Source organism: Labrys okinawensis (assembly GCF_002982075.1).
GTDB lineage: Bacteria > Pseudomonadota > Alphaproteobacteria > Rhizobiales > Labraceae > Labrys > Labrys okinawensis_A.
Window position 1 is genome coordinate 229,267 of record NZ_PUEJ01000003.1, and the last position, 17,705, is coordinate 246,971.

Annotated in this window: 15 protein-coding genes; all 15 read left to right on the forward strand. The window is 65.0% G+C overall.

Going from position 1 to position 17,705, the window contains the following annotated elements; all coding sequences use genetic code 11:
* Positions 1–32: 32 nt before the first annotated feature.
* The 15 genes from C5L14_RS08150 (at position 33) to C5L14_RS08220 (ending at position 17,703) form a co-directional block, all read left to right on the forward strand.
* Positions 33–1,091, forward strand: a complete 1,059-nt coding sequence (locus tag C5L14_RS08150; protein ID WP_105861540.1) for a LacI family DNA-binding transcriptional regulator — start codon at positions 33–35, stop codon at positions 1,089–1,091.
* Complete coding sequence (locus C5L14_RS08155; RefSeq protein WP_105861541.1) at positions 1,091–2,113, forward strand: Gfo/Idh/MocA family protein; 1,023 nt, start codon at positions 1,091–1,093, stop codon at positions 2,111–2,113. The genes C5L14_RS08150 and C5L14_RS08155 overlap by 1 nt, the downstream gene beginning before the upstream one ends.
* A gap of 4 nt (positions 2,114–2,117) precedes the next feature.
* Positions 2,118–3,710, forward strand: coding sequence for an acyl CoA:acetate/3-ketoacid CoA transferase (locus C5L14_RS08160; protein ID WP_105861542.1), 1,593 nt, complete (start codon positions 2,118–2,120; stop codon positions 3,708–3,710).
* A 201-nt stretch (positions 3,711–3,911) separates the two neighbouring features.
* Complete coding sequence (locus C5L14_RS08165; RefSeq protein WP_105861543.1) at positions 3,912–4,685, forward strand: enoyl-CoA hydratase/isomerase family protein; 774 nt, start codon at positions 3,912–3,914, stop codon at positions 4,683–4,685.
* Positions 4,682–6,211, forward strand: a complete 1,530-nt coding sequence (locus C5L14_RS08170) for an aldehyde dehydrogenase family protein (protein WP_105861544.1) — start codon at positions 4,682–4,684, stop codon at positions 6,209–6,211. Before C5L14_RS08165 ends, C5L14_RS08170 begins: the two co-directional genes overlap by 4 nt.
* 54 nt (positions 6,212–6,265) lie before the next feature.
* Positions 6,266–7,546, forward strand: coding sequence for an ABC transporter substrate-binding protein (locus C5L14_RS08175; protein ID WP_105861545.1), 1,281 nt, complete (start codon positions 6,266–6,268; stop codon positions 7,544–7,546).
* Positions 7,547–7,681: 135 nt separating this feature from the next.
* Entirely contained in the window at positions 7,682–8,611 is a 930-nt protein-coding gene (locus C5L14_RS08180) for a carbohydrate ABC transporter permease (protein ID WP_105861546.1), read from the forward strand.
* The gene (locus tag C5L14_RS08185) at positions 8,611–9,546 is read left to right on the forward strand and encodes a carbohydrate ABC transporter permease (protein ID WP_105861547.1); all 936 of its coding nucleotides are present in this window, start codon (positions 8,611–8,613) and stop codon (positions 9,544–9,546) included. Before C5L14_RS08180 ends, C5L14_RS08185 begins: the two co-directional genes overlap by 1 nt.
* A gap of 4 nt (positions 9,547–9,550) precedes the next feature.
* Positions 9,551–10,663, forward strand: coding sequence for an ABC transporter ATP-binding protein (locus tag C5L14_RS08190; protein ID WP_105861548.1), 1,113 nt, complete (start codon positions 9,551–9,553; stop codon positions 10,661–10,663).
* 278 nt (positions 10,664–10,941) lie between these two features.
* On the forward strand, positions 10,942–12,432 hold the full coding sequence (locus tag C5L14_RS08195) for an FAD-dependent oxidoreductase (RefSeq protein ID WP_105861549.1): 1,491 nt from the start codon (positions 10,942–10,944) through the stop codon (positions 12,430–12,432).
* 15 nt (positions 12,433–12,447) lie between these two features.
* Entirely contained in the window at positions 12,448–13,224 is a 777-nt protein-coding gene (locus C5L14_RS08200; protein ID WP_105861550.1) for a 3-ketoacyl-ACP reductase, read from the forward strand.
* 100 nt (positions 13,225–13,324) lie between these two features.
* Positions 13,325–14,956, forward strand: a complete 1,632-nt coding sequence (locus tag C5L14_RS08205) for a GMC family oxidoreductase (protein ID WP_105861551.1) — start codon at positions 13,325–13,327, stop codon at positions 14,954–14,956.
* Positions 14,957–15,045: 89 nt separating this feature from the next.
* Positions 15,046–15,354, forward strand: coding sequence for a Dabb family protein (locus tag C5L14_RS08210; protein ID WP_105861552.1), 309 nt, complete (start codon positions 15,046–15,048; stop codon positions 15,352–15,354).
* Positions 15,355–15,587: 233 nt separating this feature from the next.
* Positions 15,588–16,355, forward strand: coding sequence for a TetR/AcrR family transcriptional regulator (locus tag C5L14_RS08215; protein ID WP_105861553.1), 768 nt, complete (start codon positions 15,588–15,590; stop codon positions 16,353–16,355).
* Complete coding sequence (locus C5L14_RS08220) at positions 16,342–17,703, forward strand: efflux RND transporter periplasmic adaptor subunit (protein ID WP_105861554.1); 1,362 nt, start codon at positions 16,342–16,344, stop codon at positions 17,701–17,703. Before C5L14_RS08215 ends, C5L14_RS08220 begins: the two co-directional genes overlap by 14 nt.
* Positions 17,704–17,705: the final 2 nt, after the last annotated feature.

Here is a 17,705-nt window from a genome sequence, read left to right on the forward strand (position 1 = left end):
CCCGGTTAGAGGCCGGCCGAGGGAGCGCGAGGATGGGCGGAGGCAAGCGCGGCGTAAGCCGGGCCACGACGATCATCGATATTGCCAGGGCCGCTGGCGTGTCGAAATCGACCGTGTCGCTGGTGCTCAAGGAATCCCCGCTCGTCAAGTCGGCCACGCGCGATCGCGTCATCAGGGCCATCGACCAACTCGGCTATGTCTATAATCGCTCGGCCGCAAGCCTGCGCACCGCCCGTTCGAGCTTCGTGGGCATGGTGATCTCCGACCTGATGAACCCCTTCTTCACCGAGCTTGCCGTCGGCATCGAGGACGGGCTGCACAATATGGGCTTCGTGCCCATCCTGGCCAACACCAACGAAGACGTCGAGCGCCAGACCCGCGTGCTGCAATCCCTGCGCGAGCATGGGGTTGCCGGCATCATCATGAGCCCGGCTCGCGGTACAGATGTCTGGTCGCTGGCCGAGACCCTGCCGCGCTCCCTGCCGATGGTGCTGACCATGCGCCGCGTCGAGGGCAGCAGCCTGCCCTATATCGGCCCCGACAACCGCACCGGCGCGTGCGAGGCCGTGAGCCACCTGATCAATCTCGGCCATCGCTCGATCGCCTTTCTCGGTGGCTTCGGCACCATGACCACCCAGAATGAACGCATTTCCGGCTATCGCGACGCGATGATCGCAGCCGGCCTGCCGCTGCGCGACGAACTGATCTTCGAAGCGATGCCGACGCGTGCCGGCGGCGCCGAGGCGATCACCGCGGCCTTGGCCAGCATCCACAAGCCGACCGCCGCCTTTTGCTACAACGACATCGTGGCGATGGGAGCGACCCGAGCCCTCGGCTTGCGCGGCATTCGTGTCGGCATCGACTTCGCCGTGATCGGCTTCGACGACATCGTCGAGGCCGAACACAATGCGCCGCCCCTCACCACCGTCAATGCCGATACCAGGATCATGGGCACGCGTGCGGCCCGCAGCCTGCTGGGCCTGATCGACGGAGCCGATCCCGAGGCGATGTCCTTCATCGGCACGACCCGCCTTGTGGTCCGTGAATCCTGCGGCGCTCATGGACGTACCATCCTCAAGGAGACGGCATAATGGCCCAAGGCGTAACGAGAAGAGGCTTGCGCTGGGGAATCGTCGGCGCCACGACGATCGCCAAGGAATGGATGATCGGGGCCATCCGCGAGACGGGCGGCGAGATCGTCAGCGTGATGTCCTCCGATGCCGAGCGCGGCAAGGCCTATGCCAAGGCAAACGGCATCCCCCACTCGACCCGAAGCCTGGCGACCCTGCTCGCCAAGGATATCGATGCCGTCTACATCGCCACCACCAACGAAAAGCACAAGGCGCAGACCCTGGCCGCTGCCAAGGCCGGTATCCACGTGCTGTGCGAGAAGCCGCTGGCGCTCAAGCTGTCCGATGCGCACCGCATGGTCGCCGCCTGCAGGGAAGCCGGCGTCGTCATGGGCACCAACCACCATCTGCGCAATGCCGCCGCCTTCCGCGCCATGCGCGAGGCCGTCGCCTCCGGCAAGATCGGCAGGCCGCTGTTCGCCCGGGTCTTCCATGCGGTCTATCTGCCGCCCCATCTGCAGGGCTGGCGCATTAGGGATGCCAAGGCCGGCTCCGGCGTGGTGATGGACATCACCGTGCACGACGCCGACACGCTGCGTTTCGTGCTCGGCGAGGAACCGGTGGCCGCGACGGCCTTTACCCAGCAGGGCGGCATGGGCGGCGCCGGCATCGAGGACGGCGTCATGGGCGTGGTGCGCTTCGAAAGCGGGCTGCTGGCTCAGTTCCATGACGCCTTCACCACCGCCTACGCCAATACGGGCTTTGAAGTGCATGGCAGCGAGGGCTCGCTGATCGGCACCAATTGCATGACGCAAAAACCCGTCGGCGAGGTCGTGCTGCGCAATGCGTCCGGCGAACACAAGCTGCCGTTGGAACCCGAAAACCTCTATGTCCGCAGCGTCGCCAATTTCCAGAACGCCGTGCGCGGCAAGGGAACGCCGTCGGCCACCGGCGAAGACGGCATCCGCTCGATGGCACTGGCCCTGGCCGTGCTGAAATCGGCCCAAACCGGCCGCGAAGTCGCCGTCGAGCCGGGGCTCTGATCCGATGGCCTTCCCGAAAGTCCTTTCCGCCGACCAGGCTGCCGCGCTCATTCCCGACGGTGCCGTGGTGACCGTGTCTTCCTCCTCCGGCCTGGGCTGCCCGGACACGATGCTCGCCGCCATCGGCCGCCGCTTCGATGCAACAGGGCACCCGCGCAACCTCACCACGTTGCACCCCATCGCGGCCGGCGACATGTGGGGCATCAAGGGCGTCGATCATATCGCCAAATCAGGCCTGCTCGCCCGCATCCTCGGCGGCTCCTATCCGTCCGGCCCCTCTTCGGCCGAGCCGCCGGCGATCTGGAAGATGATCACCGGCAACGAGATCCCCGCCTACAACATCCCCTCCGGCATTCTGTTCGACATGCATCGCGAGGCGGCTGCCAAGCGGCCGGGCGTGCTCACCAAGATCGGCTTGGACACCTTCGTCGATCCGGCTCGCGAAGGTTGCGCCATGAACGAGCGGGCGGCCGAGACGCCGATCGTGCGCAAGGTCGAGTTCGACGGCGAGGACTGGCTCTATTTCAAGACCATCGTGCCCGAGGTCGCCATCATCCGCGCCACCACGGCCGATGAGCGCGGCAATCTCTCCTATGAGCATGAAGGCGGCTATCTCGGCCCGCTCGACCAGGCGCTGGCCGTACGCAACAATGGCGGCATCGTCATCGCCCAGGTGAAGCGCCTTGCCGAAAGCGGCACGCTCAAGCCCCAGAATGTGCTGGTGCCGGGCGTCCTGGTCGATACCATCGTCGTCGCGCCGGACCAGATGCAGACGACGCAGACGCCCTACGAGCCGGCAATCTCGGGCGAGATCTTCCGCCCCCTGTCGAGCTTCGAAATCCCCGAATTCGGCGTTTCCAAGGTGATTGCCCGCCGGGTGGCGCAGGAATTGCGCCATGGCGATGCCGTCAATATCGGCTTCGGCATTTCGGCCAATGTGCCGCGCATCCTCATCGAGGAGGGGCGGCATGGCGAGGTGACCTGGGTGATCGAGCAGGGCGCCGTCGGCGGCGTGCCGCTGCTCGATTTCCAGTTCGGCTGCGCCTCCAATGCCGAGGCGATCATGCCGTCGCCCTATCAGTTCACCTATTTCCAGGGCGCCGGCTTCGATGCCTCGCTGCTCTCCTTCCTGCAGATCGACCGCGAGGGCAGCGTCAACGTCTCCAAGCTCGGCGTGCGCCCGCATGTGACGGCGGGGGCGGGCGGTTTCGTCGACATCACCGCGCGGGCCCGGCGCATCATCTTCTCCGGCTTCTTCACTGCCGCGGCCGGCCTTGCCGTCGAAAACGGCGCGCTGGTGATTTCCAGGGAAGGCAAGGTCAGGAAGCTGGTCGAGGCCGTGGAGCACGTCTCCTTCTCCGGCCGCCGTGCGGTCGCGCAGGGACAGGACATCACTTATGTCTCCGAGCGCTGCGTGCTCAAGCTGACCGATAAGGGGATCGTGGTCACGGAAATCGCGCCCGGCGTCGACCTCCAGCGCGACGTGTTGGCCCAGGCCGAGTTTCCGCTCGGTGTCGCCGACGGCCTCAAGGTGATGGATGCTGCGCTGTTCCGGCCGGAGCCGATCGGATTGGATCTGGGGGGAGGACAGCTGTGATGGGTCGGCGTTTTCACCCTTCATCCCCCTGCCGGGACCTTCTCCCGCAAGGGGAGAAGTCATTGGATTGGGTAGGGTGGTCGCGTTTGGTCGGCTTTCAACCTGCTTTTCGCCATCCAAATAAACCTCCTTCTCCCCTTGCGGGAGAAGGTCCCGGCAGGGGGATGGGGGGTGTGAGCGCGACACCGTCGAGGATTCGATATGTCTGACCCCATCCGCCTCGACATCGAAGACAGCATCGCCATCATCACTTTGGCGCGGCCCGAAAAGCTCAACGCCCTCGACGAGGCGATGATTGCCGGCCTTGCGGCAGCGGCCGAGCGTATCGATCGGCACGGCTCCATCCGGGCCGCGATCCTCACCGGTGAGGGCAAGGGCTTCTGCGCAGGCGGCGACATTGCCGCCTGGGGCAAGGTTTCGCCCCTCGACATGGGCCAGCGCTGGGTGCGCGACGGCCATCGTGTCTTCGACGCCCTGACACGGCTGCGCGCGCCGCTGATTGCCGCGATCAACGGGCATGCGCTGGGCGGCGGCCTCGAACTGGCGGCAACGGCCGATATCCGCATTGCAGAGGAACAGGCCAAGTTCGGCCTGCCGGAGACCGGTATCGGCATGGTGCCGGGCTGGTCCGGTACGCAGCGCCTCGTCACCCGCTTCGGCGCGGCCGCGGTGCGCCGCCTTGCCCTGACCGGCGAGATCGTCACGGCCGAGCGGGCCCTGCAACTCGGCCTGATCGACGAGATCGCACCCAGGGGGCACGGGCTCGAGCAGGCCCGCGAACTCGCGCGCAAGATCTCGGCGCGCGCGCCCGTCGCCAACGCCGTGGCCAAGCAGATGATCAATGCGGCGGAGGGCGAGGATGCCGCCGCCGCCATCGAGATACTCGCCGGATCGCTGGTTTCCTACACCGACGATCTCAAGGAGGGCGTCGCCAGCTTCGTCGAGAAGCGCCCGCCCCAGTTCAAGGGACAATGACCGTGACGATCGCCGTCCGCCTCGACAAGGCCCGTTTCGCCGCAGCGCTCGCCGGCATTCCCCGCGAGCATCAGCTTTTCATCGCCGGGACCTTCGGGCCTGCCGCCGAGGGGAAAACCATCGAACGTCTCAGCCCCGGCCATGGCGAACGGGTGGGCCTCTATCCGCAGGCGGGCGCCGCCGATCTCGATCGTGCCCTGGCTGCCGCGCGCAAGGCCTTCGACGAGGGGCCGTGGCCTTCGATGACCGGCGCCGAGCGCTCGCGCCTCATCCATAAGGTGGCCGACCTGATCGAGGAAAGGCTCGAGATCTTCGCCACGCTCGACAGCCTGGAAGCCGGCAAGCCGATCAGCCAGGCCCGCGGCGAGATGGCCGGCGCCGTCGACATCTGGCGTTATGCGGCAGGCCTAGCCCGCGACCTGCATGGCGAGAGCTACAACACCATCGGTGCCAACAAGCTCGGCCTGGTGATGCGCGAACCCATCGGCGTGGTCTCCATCATCACGCCCTGGAACTTCCCGTTCCTGATCGTCAGCCAGAAGCTGCCTTTCGCCCTTGCGGCCGGCTGCACGGCGGTGGTCAAGCCGAGCGAGATGACCTCGGGCTCGACCCTGCTGCTCGGCCATCTGCTGGCCGAGGCCGGCCTGCCCGAAGGTGTGGTCAACATTCTCTCCGGCTACGGCCCCGAGATCGGCGGGCCTATGACCACGGATCACCGTGTCGACATGGTCTCCTTCACCGGCTCCACCCGGGTGGGCAAGGCGGCGATGGCGGCGGCCTCCGGCACGCTGAAGAAGCTCTCGATGGAGCTCGGCGGCAAGAATCCGCAATTGATCTTTCCCGATGCCGATCTCGACGCGGCGCTCGATGCCGCCGTGTTCGGCTCCTATTTCAATGCCGGCGAATGCTGCAATGCCGGCAGCCGCCTCTTGGTGCACCACGACGTCGCGGCCGAGTTCGAGGCCGAATTCGTCAAGCGCTCGCGCGAGGTCGTGGTCGGCGACCCGCTGGATCCGGCCACGCTCGTCGGCGCGCTGATCTCCCCGCAGCATCTCGCCCAGGTCGAGGGGCATGTCGCCGCCGCCAGGGCGGAGGGGGCCGAGATCGCGCTGGGAGGCAGCCGGCTCGAGAGTGATGCCGGCCAGTTCATGGCGGCCACGGTCGTCGCCGGCGCGCGCGCCTCCATGGCGATCGCCCGCGACGAAGTGTTCGGGCCCGTGGCGACGGTGATGCGCTTCGCCCGTGCCGAGGAGGCCATTTCCATCGCCAATGGCGTGGATTACGGTCTGTCGGCCAGCGTATGGAGTCGGGATTTCGACACGGCGGTCGGGGTCTCCAGGCGACTCAAGGCCGGCACGGTATGGACCAACACCTTCATGGACGGCGCTGCCGAGCTGCCCTTCGGCGGCTTCAGGCAATCGGGGATCGGACGAGAACTCGGCCGCAATGCCGCGGCTGACTACACCGAGGAAAAGACGATGCATCTTCATTGCGGACCGCGTACGGCCTGGTGGCTGCCACGGTAGGCGATTGAGACGTCGCCGGAACGTATCCGGCAATCATGGTCATGGGAGGATTAGATGACCGTTCGTACCAAACTGATCGCAGGCGTGGCGCTTGCCGCTGCAAGCCTTGGACTTGCGAGCCTGGGCCTTGCCGGCGCGGCGCAGGCGCAGACCAAGGAAGTGCAGATGCTGCACTGGTGGACCTCCGGTGGCGAGGCCGCGGCCCTCAGCGTGCTCAAGAAGGATCTCGCCGCCGAAGGTTATGCCTGGAAGGACGTGCCGGTGGCAGGCGGCGGCGGTGACGCTGCCATGACCGCGCTGAAGGCCATGGTCGCCAACGGCAACAACCCGACCGCATCGCAGATGCTCGGCTATACCGTGCTCGACTATGCCGCCGCCGGCAAGATGGGCGACCTGACCGAGCTTGCCAAGTCCGAAGGCTGGGACAAGGTCGTGCCGGCGCCGCTGCAGAAGTTCGCCGTTTCCGACGGCAAGTGGGTCGCGGTTCCCGTCAATGTCCATTCGGTCAACTGGCTGTGGATCAACAAGGCGGTGATGGACAAGATCGGCGGCACCGAGCCGAAGACCTTCGACGATTTCATCGCGCTGCTCGACAAGGCCAAGGCGGCCGGCGTGACGCCGCTCGCCCTCGGCGGCCAGGATTGGCAGGAAGCCACCATGTTCGACTCGGTCGTGCTCTCCACTGGCGGCCCCGAGTTCTACAAGAAGGCGATGAACGACCTCGACGAAGCCTCGCTGAAGTCGGACACCATGAAAAAGGCCTTCGACAACCTGGCCAAGCTCAAGGCCTATGTCGATCCGAACTTCTCGGGCCGTGACTGGAACCTGACCACCGCCATGGTGATCAAGGGCGATGCCCTGGTGCAGGTGATGGGTGACTGGGCCAAGGGCGAGTTCAAGGCTGCCAGCAAGACCCCGGGCACCGACTATATCTGCATGCGCTTCCCCGGCACCGACGGGAGCGTCGTCTACAACTCCGACATGTTCGGCATGTTCGCTGTTCCGGACGATCGCAAGGAAGCCCAGGTCGCGCTCGCCAAGGCGACGCTGTCCAAGTCTTTCCAGTCCTCCTTCAACGTGGTCAAGGGCTCGGTTCCGGCTCGTACCGACGTGCCGGATACCGACTTCGACGCCTGCGGCAAGAAGGGCATCGCCGATCTGAAGAAGGCCAATGACGGCGGCACCCTGTTCGGTTCGCTCGCCCAGGGTTATGGCGCCCCGCCCGCCATCGCCACTGCCTACAAGGACGTCGTGGACAAGTTCTTCAACGGCCAGATCAAGACCTCGGACGAGGCCGTCGCCCAGCTCGTCAAGGCCATCGACGAAGCCAAGTAAGCGTGGCCGAGAGCTCTTGTGACATCGAGAGCCACGGAATTCGAGATCGTCATCCCGGCGCCACCTGCGGTGGCGCCGGGATGACAGCGCGCCTTTTGCGGGTTGGGCTCAAAGAACAAAAAGCGGGGAACCTTCATGACATTGGCTACGACGAGCGCGCCGCCTCGCCCGGGCTTGCGCGAGAAACTTCAGGACGCCTTGCCCAAGATCGTGCTGGCCCCGAGCTTCGCCGCGATCCTGGTGTTCGTCTACGGGTTCATCCTGTGGACGATCTATCTGTCCTTCACCAATTCCAAGACCTTCCCGAGCTATGAGCTGACGGGAGGCCTCGCTTATCAGCGCCTGTGGGGCTGGACCTTCGAAAGCGATCCGCCGTCCAGCTGGTATTATTCGATCACCAACATGGCGGTCTTCGGCGTGCTCTATGTCGGCATCTGCATGGTGCTCGGCCTGTTCATCGCCATCCTGCTCGACCAGCGGATCAGGGGCGAGGGCATATTGCGCCCGATCTATCTCTATCCGATGGCGTTGTCCTTCATCGTCACCGGGGTCGCCTGGAAATGGTTTCTCGACCCCGGCCTCGGCCTGGAGGCGACCCTGCACAATCTGGGCTGGACCAGCTTCCATTTCGACTGGATCAAGAACAAGGACCGGGTGATCTACACGGTGGTGATCGCCGGCGTCTGGCAGGCTTCCGGCTTCGTGATGGCGATGTTCCTGGCCGGCTTGCGCGGCGTCGACGGCGAGATGCTCAAGGCCGCCCAGATCGATGGCGCCTCGACCTTCCAGGTCTATTGGCGCATCGTCATCCCGATCCTGCGCCCGGTCTTCCTGTCCGCCTTCATCGTGCTCGCCCATATGGCGATCAAGTCGTATGACCTTGTGGTCGCCCTGACCTCGGGCGGGCCGGGGGGCTCGGCCTGGCTGCCGTCCAACTTCATGTATGAGTACACCTTCAAGCGCAATCAGATGGCGATCGGCTCGGCCAGCGCCGTGATCATGCTGATGACGATCAGCGCCATCATCGTGCCCTATCTCTATTCCGAGTTGCGGGAGAAGAAGTGATGAGCGCCGCCACCCGGGACGTTTCGGGGCCGGTCGGCTCCAATTGGGTCAGCCGCGTCGTGATCTACGGCCTCCTGCTGATCTTCGCCTTCGTCTATCTCGTGCCCCTGTTCGTGATGCTGACCACCTCGTTCAAGACCATGGACGAGATCCAGGGCGGCAATATGCTCGCTCTGCCGACGTCACCGACGGTGCAGCCCTGGTTGAAGGCCTGGAACGAGACCTGCGTCGGCCTCACCTGCGCGGGGATCAAGGGCTATTTCTGGAACTCGATCAAGATGGTGGTTCCCGCCGTGGCGATCTCCACCATACTCGGCGCGCTCAACGGTTACGTGCTGACGAAATGGCGGTTTCCCGGCCACAAGCTGGTCTTCGCCATGATGCTGTTCGCCTGCTTCATCCCGTTCCAGTCGGTGCTGCTGCCGATGGCGACTGTGCTCGGCAAGTTCGGCGGTGTCGGCTCCTTCCTGCAGTCGGCCATCGGCACCTCGCTCGGCTTCGGCTCCTCCACCTTCAACCTCGTCTTCGTGCATGTGGTCTATGGCCTCGGCTTCACCACCTTGTTCTTCCGCAATTACTACGAGGCGTTCCCCAACGAGCTCGTGCGGGCGGCGATGGTCGACGGCGCCTCTTTCTTCCAGATCTTCCGGCGCATTCTCCTGCCTAATTCGATCCCGATCTTCGTGGTCACGGTGATCTACCAGTTCACCAACATCTGGAACGACTTCCTGTTCGCCTCCGCCTTCGCCGGCACCGGCGACGTGATGCCGATGACGGCGGCGCTCAACAACGTGGTCAACACCACCACCGGCGCGGTCGAATACAACGTCAACATGGCGGCCGCGATGATCGCCGCCCTTCCCACCCTCTTCGTCTATATCGTCGCCGGCCGCTATTTCGTGCGTGGCCTGATGGCGGGCGCTGTGAAAGGCTGACCCAATGGCGTTCCTGGAAATCAACAATCTCAAGAAGCGCTACGGCGCCGTCGAAATCCTCAAGGGAATCAATCTCGACCTCGACAAGGGCGGCTTTCTCGTGCTGGTCGGCCCCTCCGGCTGCGGCAAGTCGACCCTGCTCAACACCATCGCGGGGCTGGAGAACATCACCGAAGGCGAGATCCGGGTCGACTCGAACAAGATCAACGACCTGCATCCCTCCAAGCGCGACATCGCCATGGTGTTCCAGAGCTATGCGCTCTATCCCAACATGACGGTGGGGCAGAACATCGCCTTCGGCATGGAGATGCGCGGCGTTCCCAAGCCTGAGCGCGACAGCGCCGTGGCGCAGGTCGCCAAGACGCTGCAGATCGGCCATCTGCTTGACCGGAGGCCCTCGCAGCTGTCGGGCGGCCAGCGCCAACGTGTCGCCATGGGCCGGGCCCTGGTGCGCGATCCCAAGCTCTTCCTGTTCGACGAGCCGCTCTCCAACCTCGATGCCAAGCTGCGTGTCGACATGCGCGTCGAGATCAAGCGCCTGCATGCCACCACCGGCAAGACCATCGTCTACGTGACCCATGACCAGATCGAGGCGATGACGCTGGCCACCAAGATCGCCGTGCTCAAGGATGGCGAGTTGCAGCAGGTGGGTACCCCCGCGGAGATCTACAACAAGCCCAACAACCTCTTCGTCGCCGATTTCATGGGGTCGCCCGCCATGAACCTGATCCAGGCCAAGGCGGCGCGGGAAAACGGCCGGACGGTGCTGAAGATCCTCAACAAGAGTGGAGGCGGCGTCAGCCTGCCGGTGCCCGAAGAGATCGCCGGCGAGCCACTGGAGGATGGCCGCGAGCTGATCTTCGGCATCCGGCCCGAAGCGATCACCGACCATGACAGCGCCGATCGCAATTCCAGGGCGATCGAGACGGTGAGCGCGGTGGTCGACGTGGTGGAACCTGCGGGGGCCGACACCTTCGTCGTCACCCATCTCGGCGGCAAGGAGGTGACGGCGCGCATGCGCTCCGACGCCGCGGTGGCGCCGGGACAGGAACTGCCCTTCGCCTTCAATCTCGACAAGGCCGTGGTGTTCGATCCGGCGAGCGGGAAGAGGCTGTAATTCACTCGTTACACCACTTCCATGCGGATACGAGGTAGCTGAAGGGTTGAGCGAGATGGCAGGCCAAAGAATATGGCTGGACGTTTGCGCCTCCTCGCCCCGTTTACGGGGAGAGGATAGAGGTGAGGGGCTGCGCAATCCTCTATTCTGCACGCGCTATAAGGCCCCTCATCCCTCGCCCTTGCGAAGCAAGCGCGGACTTCTCCCCGCAACAACCGGGCGAAGGACGCGGCCGGCGTCGCGTTCTTCATCACCTGCGAGCGCCGATTGGAATCTGCATGCCTTCGCCTGATATCGTCATCATTGGCGCCGGCATGGGCGGAGCGACGATCGCTCATGCCCTGGCGCCGAGCGGGGCGGAGATCCTCATTCTCGACAAGGGTGGCCAATTGCCGGACAGGCCCGAGAACCGGGATGCCCGCGCCATCTTCCAGCGGGGTTTCTTCCGCCCCGAGGAGAGCTGGTACGACAGCGACGGCCGGCCGTTCAATCCGGGCAATTACTACTGCAATGGCGGCAACTCGAAATTCTACGGCGCGGTGCTGCTGCGCTACCGCGCCGAGGATTTCGACGGCATCGCCCATGCCGACGGCGATGCTCCTGCCTGGCCGTTCCGCTATGGTGAACTCGCGCCTTACTACGATGAGGCCGAGCGGCTCTTCAAGGTGCGCGGCAAGGCCGGCGAGGACCCCACCGAGCCGCCTCGCAGCGGCGACTTCGCCTTTCCGCCTGTGCCGGACGAGAGGGCGATCGCCGAAGTGCGTGAACGCCTTTCCCGCATCGGGCTGAAGCCGTTCTCCCTACCGCTCGGCGTCGATATCGACACCTGGCTCTCCCATGGCCGCACACCCTGGGACGCCTTTCCCGATGCGCGCACCGGCAAGATGGATGCGGAAACCTGCGCCCTGCTGCCGGCGCTCGAACATGCCAATGTCCGGCTGAAGAACCATTGCGAGGTGCGCCGCCTGATCCCGGCCTCCGACGGAAGGCGCATCGAGGCGGTGGAATATCGGGAGGCGGGTGAACTCAAGCGCGTCACACCGCGCCTCGTCGTGCTGGCCGCCGGGGCGGTGCGCTCGGCGGCGATCCTGCTGGCATCGTCGCCCGAGGGGCTCGCCAACCGCTCCGGCATGGTGGGCCGGCATTTCATGAACCACAACCTGTCGGCGATGATCGGCGTCGATCCGCGCTTCACCAACGATTCGATCTACCAGAAGACCTTCGGGCTCAATGATTTCTATCTCGGGGACGGCAAGGGCGGTCCGCCGCTCGGCAATGTCCAATTGCTCGGCCGCGTCTCCGGGACAATCCTGAAATCGGACCTGCGCAAGGTGCCCGAATTCATGCTGAACGCGGTTGCCCGCAAGACCATCGACTTCCTGATCATGAGCGAGGACCTGCCGGATCCCTCGAGCCGTGTCCGGCTGGACGGTGAGAAAATCGTGCTGGAATGGCGCCGCTCCAACATGACCGCGCATGAGGGGCTGAAGGGGGTGATGCGCCAGGCGCTGAAGCAGGCCGGCTTTCCGATCGTGCTTACCCACCTGTTCGATCGCAAGACCCCTTCGCATCAATGCGGCACCATCCGTATCGGCGTCGATCCCCGGGAGGCGCCGCTCGACCCCTTCGGCCGGGCCTTCGACCACCCCAATTTGTTCGTCGCCGATGCCTCGACCCTGGTAACCTCGGCCGCCGTCAATCCGTCGCTGACGGTGGCTGCCCTATCCCTGCGGACCGCCAAACATATTCGTGAACATGCATATTCGTGAAACGGAGCTGAACCGATGAGCCGTCCCGTTGTTCTCGTCACCGGTGCCCGTCGCGGCATCGGCCTTGCCATCGCGGTGGCCTTCGCCGAAGGCGGCTATGACATCGCCTTCACCGATATCGTCGACAATGACGACATCGACGATGCCGAGTTGGCGATCGGCCAGGCAGGCGGCGCGGCGCTGTTCTTCCAGAACGATGTCGCGGACCTCGCCAGCCATCAGGGCCTGGTCGACGAGGTGCTGTCGAGCTATGGCCGGCTCGACTGCTTCGTCTCCAATGCCGGCATCGGCTCGCCGGTCCGAGGCGACCTGCTCGACCTCGAACCCGGCAATTTCGACCGGGTGATGAACGTCAACATGCGCGGGGCGATGTTTCTCAGCCAGGTGGTTGCCCGCACCATGCTGAAGCTGCCGCCGCCGCAAAAGCCCGTGCGCAACCGCTCCATCCTGTTCATCACCTCGGTCAGCGCCGAAATGGCCTCGCCCGAGCGGGCCGACTATTGCGTCTCCAAGGCGGCGCTTTCGATGTGGGTGAAGAATCTCGCCGTCCGCCTGGCGCCGGACAGCATCCCCGTGTTCGAGATCCGCCCAGGCGTGATCCGCACCGACATGACGGCCGTGGTCGCCGACAAGTACCAAGCCGTGATCGACCAGGGCGTGGTGCCGGCCCGGCGCTGGGGGGAGGGCGCTGACGTCGCCCAGATGGCGCTGGCGCTCGCCGGCAGCTCCTTCGGTTTCGCCACCGGCAGCGCCATCGCCTGCGACGGCGCGCTCTCGATATCGAGGCTGTGATGACGCCCGGGTGCGCGGACATCTTGTCCGCCCTTCCAATCCACAAGCGCACCGTTTCCAAGAGCGGGCAAGATGCCCGCGCACCCGGAGAGCGCGCGCCATGACCGACTACATCATCGTCGGCGCCGGTCCCGCCGGCTGTGCCCTGGCGGCAAGGCTGAGCGAGGATCCGGGCGTCAAGGTCCTCTTGATCGAGGCGGGCGGGCGAGACAGCCACCCCTTCTTCCACATGCCGGCCGGCTTTGCCAAGATGACCAAGGGCATCGCCAGCTGGGGCTGGTCCACAGTGCCCCAGAAGCATCTGGATGGGCGGGTGCTCTGGTACACCCAGGCCAAGGTCTTGGGCGGCGGCTCGTCCATCAATGCGCAGATCTATACCCGCGGCAATCCGAGCGACTACGATCTGTGGGCCTATGAGCATCGCTGCGCCGGTTGGAGCTATGCCGAGGTCCTGCCCTATTTCAAGCGGGCCGAGGACAATCAGCGCTTCATCGACAGCTACCATGCGGCCGGCGGGCCGCTCGGCGTCTCCATTCCCATCAATCCGCTGCCGATCAACGAGGCCTTCATCCGGGCCGGCCAGGAATATGGCCTGCCCTACAATGCCGATTTCAACGGCGCCAGCCAGGAAGGCGTGGGGCACTACCAGGTGACGGTGCGCGATGCCAGGCGTTCCTCCGCCGCGGCAGCCTATCTTAAGCCGCTCAAGGGCAAGCGGCCGAATCTGAGCATCCGTACCGACGTGATGGTGACCCGCATCCTGGTCGAGAAGGGGCGGGCCGTCGGTGTCGAGATCGCCGGGCAGGGCGGCAGGAGCGAGCTGCGCTGCGAGCGCGAGGTCATCGTGTCCTCCGGCGCCATCGGCTCGCCGCGCCTGCTGATGCTCTCCGGCATTGGTCCGGCCGCGCATCTGGGCGAGGTCGGCATCGAGGTGGTGCACGATCTGCCGGGCGTCGGCGAGAATTTGCAGGACCATCTCGACCTCTATGTCATCGCCGAATGCACCGGCGACCACACCTATGACAATGTCGCCAAGCCGCACCGCACCGCCTGGGCCGGGCTGCAATATCTCTTGTTCAAGAAAGGGCCGGTGGCCTCCACTTTGTTCGAGACCGGCGGCTTTGCCTATGCCGACAAGGGTGCCCGTTCGCCCGACATCCAGTTTCATCTCGGTTCGGGTTCGGGCATCGAGGCGGGCGTCGCCCGGCTGCGCAATGCCGGCGTGACGCTGAATTCGGCCTTCCTGCAGCCGCGCTCGCGCGGCACCGTGCGGCTCAGATCCGCCGACCCGGCCGATCATCCGCTCATCGATCCCAATTACTGGTCCGATCCCTACGACAAGGCGATGTCACTGGAGGGGCTGCGCATGGCGCGCGAGATCCTGCGGCAGAAGGCACTCGCCCCCTTCATCCTGGCCGAACGCATGCCGGGCCCCGACAAGGTCAGCGAGGCGGATCTGAGCGACTATGCCTGCCGGACCTGCAAAACGGACCATCATCCCGCCGGCACCTGCAAGATGGGGATCGACGATATGGCCGTGGTGACGCCCGAACTCAAGGTGAGGGGGCTGGAAGGATTACGCGTCTGCGATTCCTCCATCATGCCGATCGTCAATTCCTCCAACACCAACGCGCCGACCATCATGATCGGTGAGAAGGGGGCCGATCTCATTGCCGGCAAGCAGCCGCTCCCCGCCGTCAATTTCGGACCCCAGCGTGTTTTCCAGAGATAGGCTTCTCGTTCAAGAAATCGCGTTAAAACAAAGAGTTAGAGAAAATGACGATTCGTGGAAAGTCATTTTGAACTGAGTAGGAGAGCACCATGATCCGCCATATCGTTCTGGCCCGGCTGCGGACGGATCTGCCGCAGGCCGAGACCGAGGCCTTGCAGGCCGCCATCCGCGGTATGAAAACCGAAATTCCGGGCATCCTGCAGATAGCGGTCGGTGCCGACAACAGCCCCGAAGGCCTGGCGCGTGGCTATGGCCACGCCTTCACCGTGGACTTCGTCGATGCTTCGGCCCGCGACGCCTATCTGCCCCACCCGCATCACGCCGAGGTGGCCAAGGCGCTCGTCGCCGCGACGCAAGGCGGTGTCGATGGCCTGCTGGTGCTCGACTTCGAAGCCTGATCGCGAGTTCGAGCCCGTCTCTATCCTCCGGCCGGGTACTCGGCCTGGCTGAGTGGAGTGCCGGGGCCACAACTCCCTGTTAACTGCGATATCAAGCGCCTCTCGCATTGCCGAGGGGCTTTTTGCGCTGGTTTCGGTGAATCTGGCGGGCGTTCTCGCGCGGATGTACGCCTTTCGCCTTATTTCCGCCGCTGCTTGAGAAGCATGATCCCGCCCGGTCGTAAGGGTGTGGCTTGGCTTCCTGCACAATCTCTGATAATGAGAATGAACGTTCATTCTCATTAGAGGTTGCGATAGTGGCGATCGAAGCAGGGGTGGCACCGCCGCTGCCCGCGGGTGCAAAGGGAATCGACGCGCGTCGAAATCACATTCTCGATGCCTTCGAGGTGTGCATCCAGCGCACCGGATTTCACCGCACCACCATGCAGGACGTTGCCAGGGAAGCCGGCATGAGCGCCGGCAATCTCTACCGCTACTTTTCCTCCAAGGAGGCTTTGGTGTCGGGCCTGATTGAGCGCGATCGCGAACGTTTCAGTGCCGATTTCATGAATGTGGCGCGTTCCAGCGATGTCATGGGGTCCTTCATCGCGCTGGGGCGCAAGCATTTCCTCGAAACGCCGCGCGAGCGCTGCGTTCAGTTCATGGAGATCTGGGCGGAAGCCAGTCGCAACCCGCAGGTCGCGGAGATGTGTGCGGCGGTCGACAGGGAGGTGAACGACTTCATGGTCGCGATCCTGAATGCGGCCAAGACCTCCGGCCAGATCCCTACATCGGTGGACAGCGCCGCCGTGATCACCGTGCTTTCGGCGATGGGAGACGGGCTGTTCACCCGCCGCGCCCTCGAACCCGATTTCGACGTCGAGGAAGGATTCCGGCTTTTGGTGAACGTCATGGACGCCTTGCTGTCGGGAAAGATCGAGCTCGACCGTCCTTTGTCTGCGATTTCAGATTCTTCGGGCGCACCGCCCGTTTCGGAAGGAAACCCTCATGTCCGCGGTTGAAAAGCAGAACCGGCCCGTGCGCGATGGCGAGCGGCAGCGGCGGGAGGAAGGCTATGCCGACGAGGCGAGCCTGGCGGCGATGCGCCTGTCCGGCCGGTCCCATGCGGAGGCGGGGGAATATCGCCGCACGCCTTGGTATACCAAGCTTACCATCCTGATGCTCGTCGTCATCATCGCGGCAGCGGTTCTCTATGCCTATCGCGAGCCGCTGATGGCCCGTCTCAACCCGCCGCCGCCGCCCGTGGTGGTCACCAAGCCGCCGGCCGTCACCGTAACCTCGGCCGTGACCGGCGCCATCACCGAGCATGCCGTGGTGACCGGCAATCTGGTGGCCCGCGAGGAAATCATGGTCTCTCCCCAGATCGAGGGCTATGCCGTCGACAAGATCATGGTGGAGGAAGGAGACCGCGTGAGTGAGGGCCAGGTGCTGGCCGAGCTCTCGACCACCACCATCGATACTTCGCTCGCCCAGAACGAGGCGCAGACCGCCAGGGCGGAGGCTGCGATCGCGCAGGCCGAGAGCGCCATCGCCGAGGCCAAGGCCAATCAGGACCAGACCGCCAGTGCCTATGCGCGTTCCAAGGCCCTGGTCCGGACCGGCAACACCACGGCCGAACAGCTCGACCAGCGCGAAGCCGCCGCCAAGATGGCGGATGCGCGGGCGGCATCGGCCGAACACGCTTTGACCGTGGCCAAGGCCGACAAGAAGCTCGCGGATGCCCAGCGTTCCGAATTGATGGTGCGGCTCGAGCATACCAAGGTGCGCGCGCCGGCGGCGGGCGTGATCAGCCGGCGGGCCGCCCGCATCGGCGCGATCGCCTCGGCTTCCGGCGACCCCTTGTTCCGTATCATTCGCGACGGCGACATCGAGCTCGAAGCGGATGTACCGGAGGCGACTTTGGCGCGGATGCGGCCCGGCATGACGGCCGAGGTCACCACCGCGGGTCGCAAGGAGCCTTTCACGGCCCGCGTGCGCCTGGTTTCGCCCGAGGTCAATTCGGTCACGCGCCTGGGCCGTGTGCGCATCGCCATCGACCAGGCCCCGGGGCTGACGATCGGTGCCTTTGGCCGCGCCAGCGTAGCGGTTGCCAGCCATACCGGCGTGCTCGTGCCGCAATCGGCGGTGCTCTATACCGAGGATGGCGCGACGGTGCAGATCGTGCATGACGGTGTCGTCGCGACCACCCCGGTCAAGCTTGGCCTGCGTACCGAAAAGCAGGCCGAGGTAGTCGAGGGCGTCAAGGCCGGCGACACGGTGATCGCCACCGCCGGCACCTTCGTGCGTGACGGCGACAAGGTCAGCGCCGTCGCGGTGGGCACCGCCCAGCCCGGCACCGAGTCCAAGTGAGG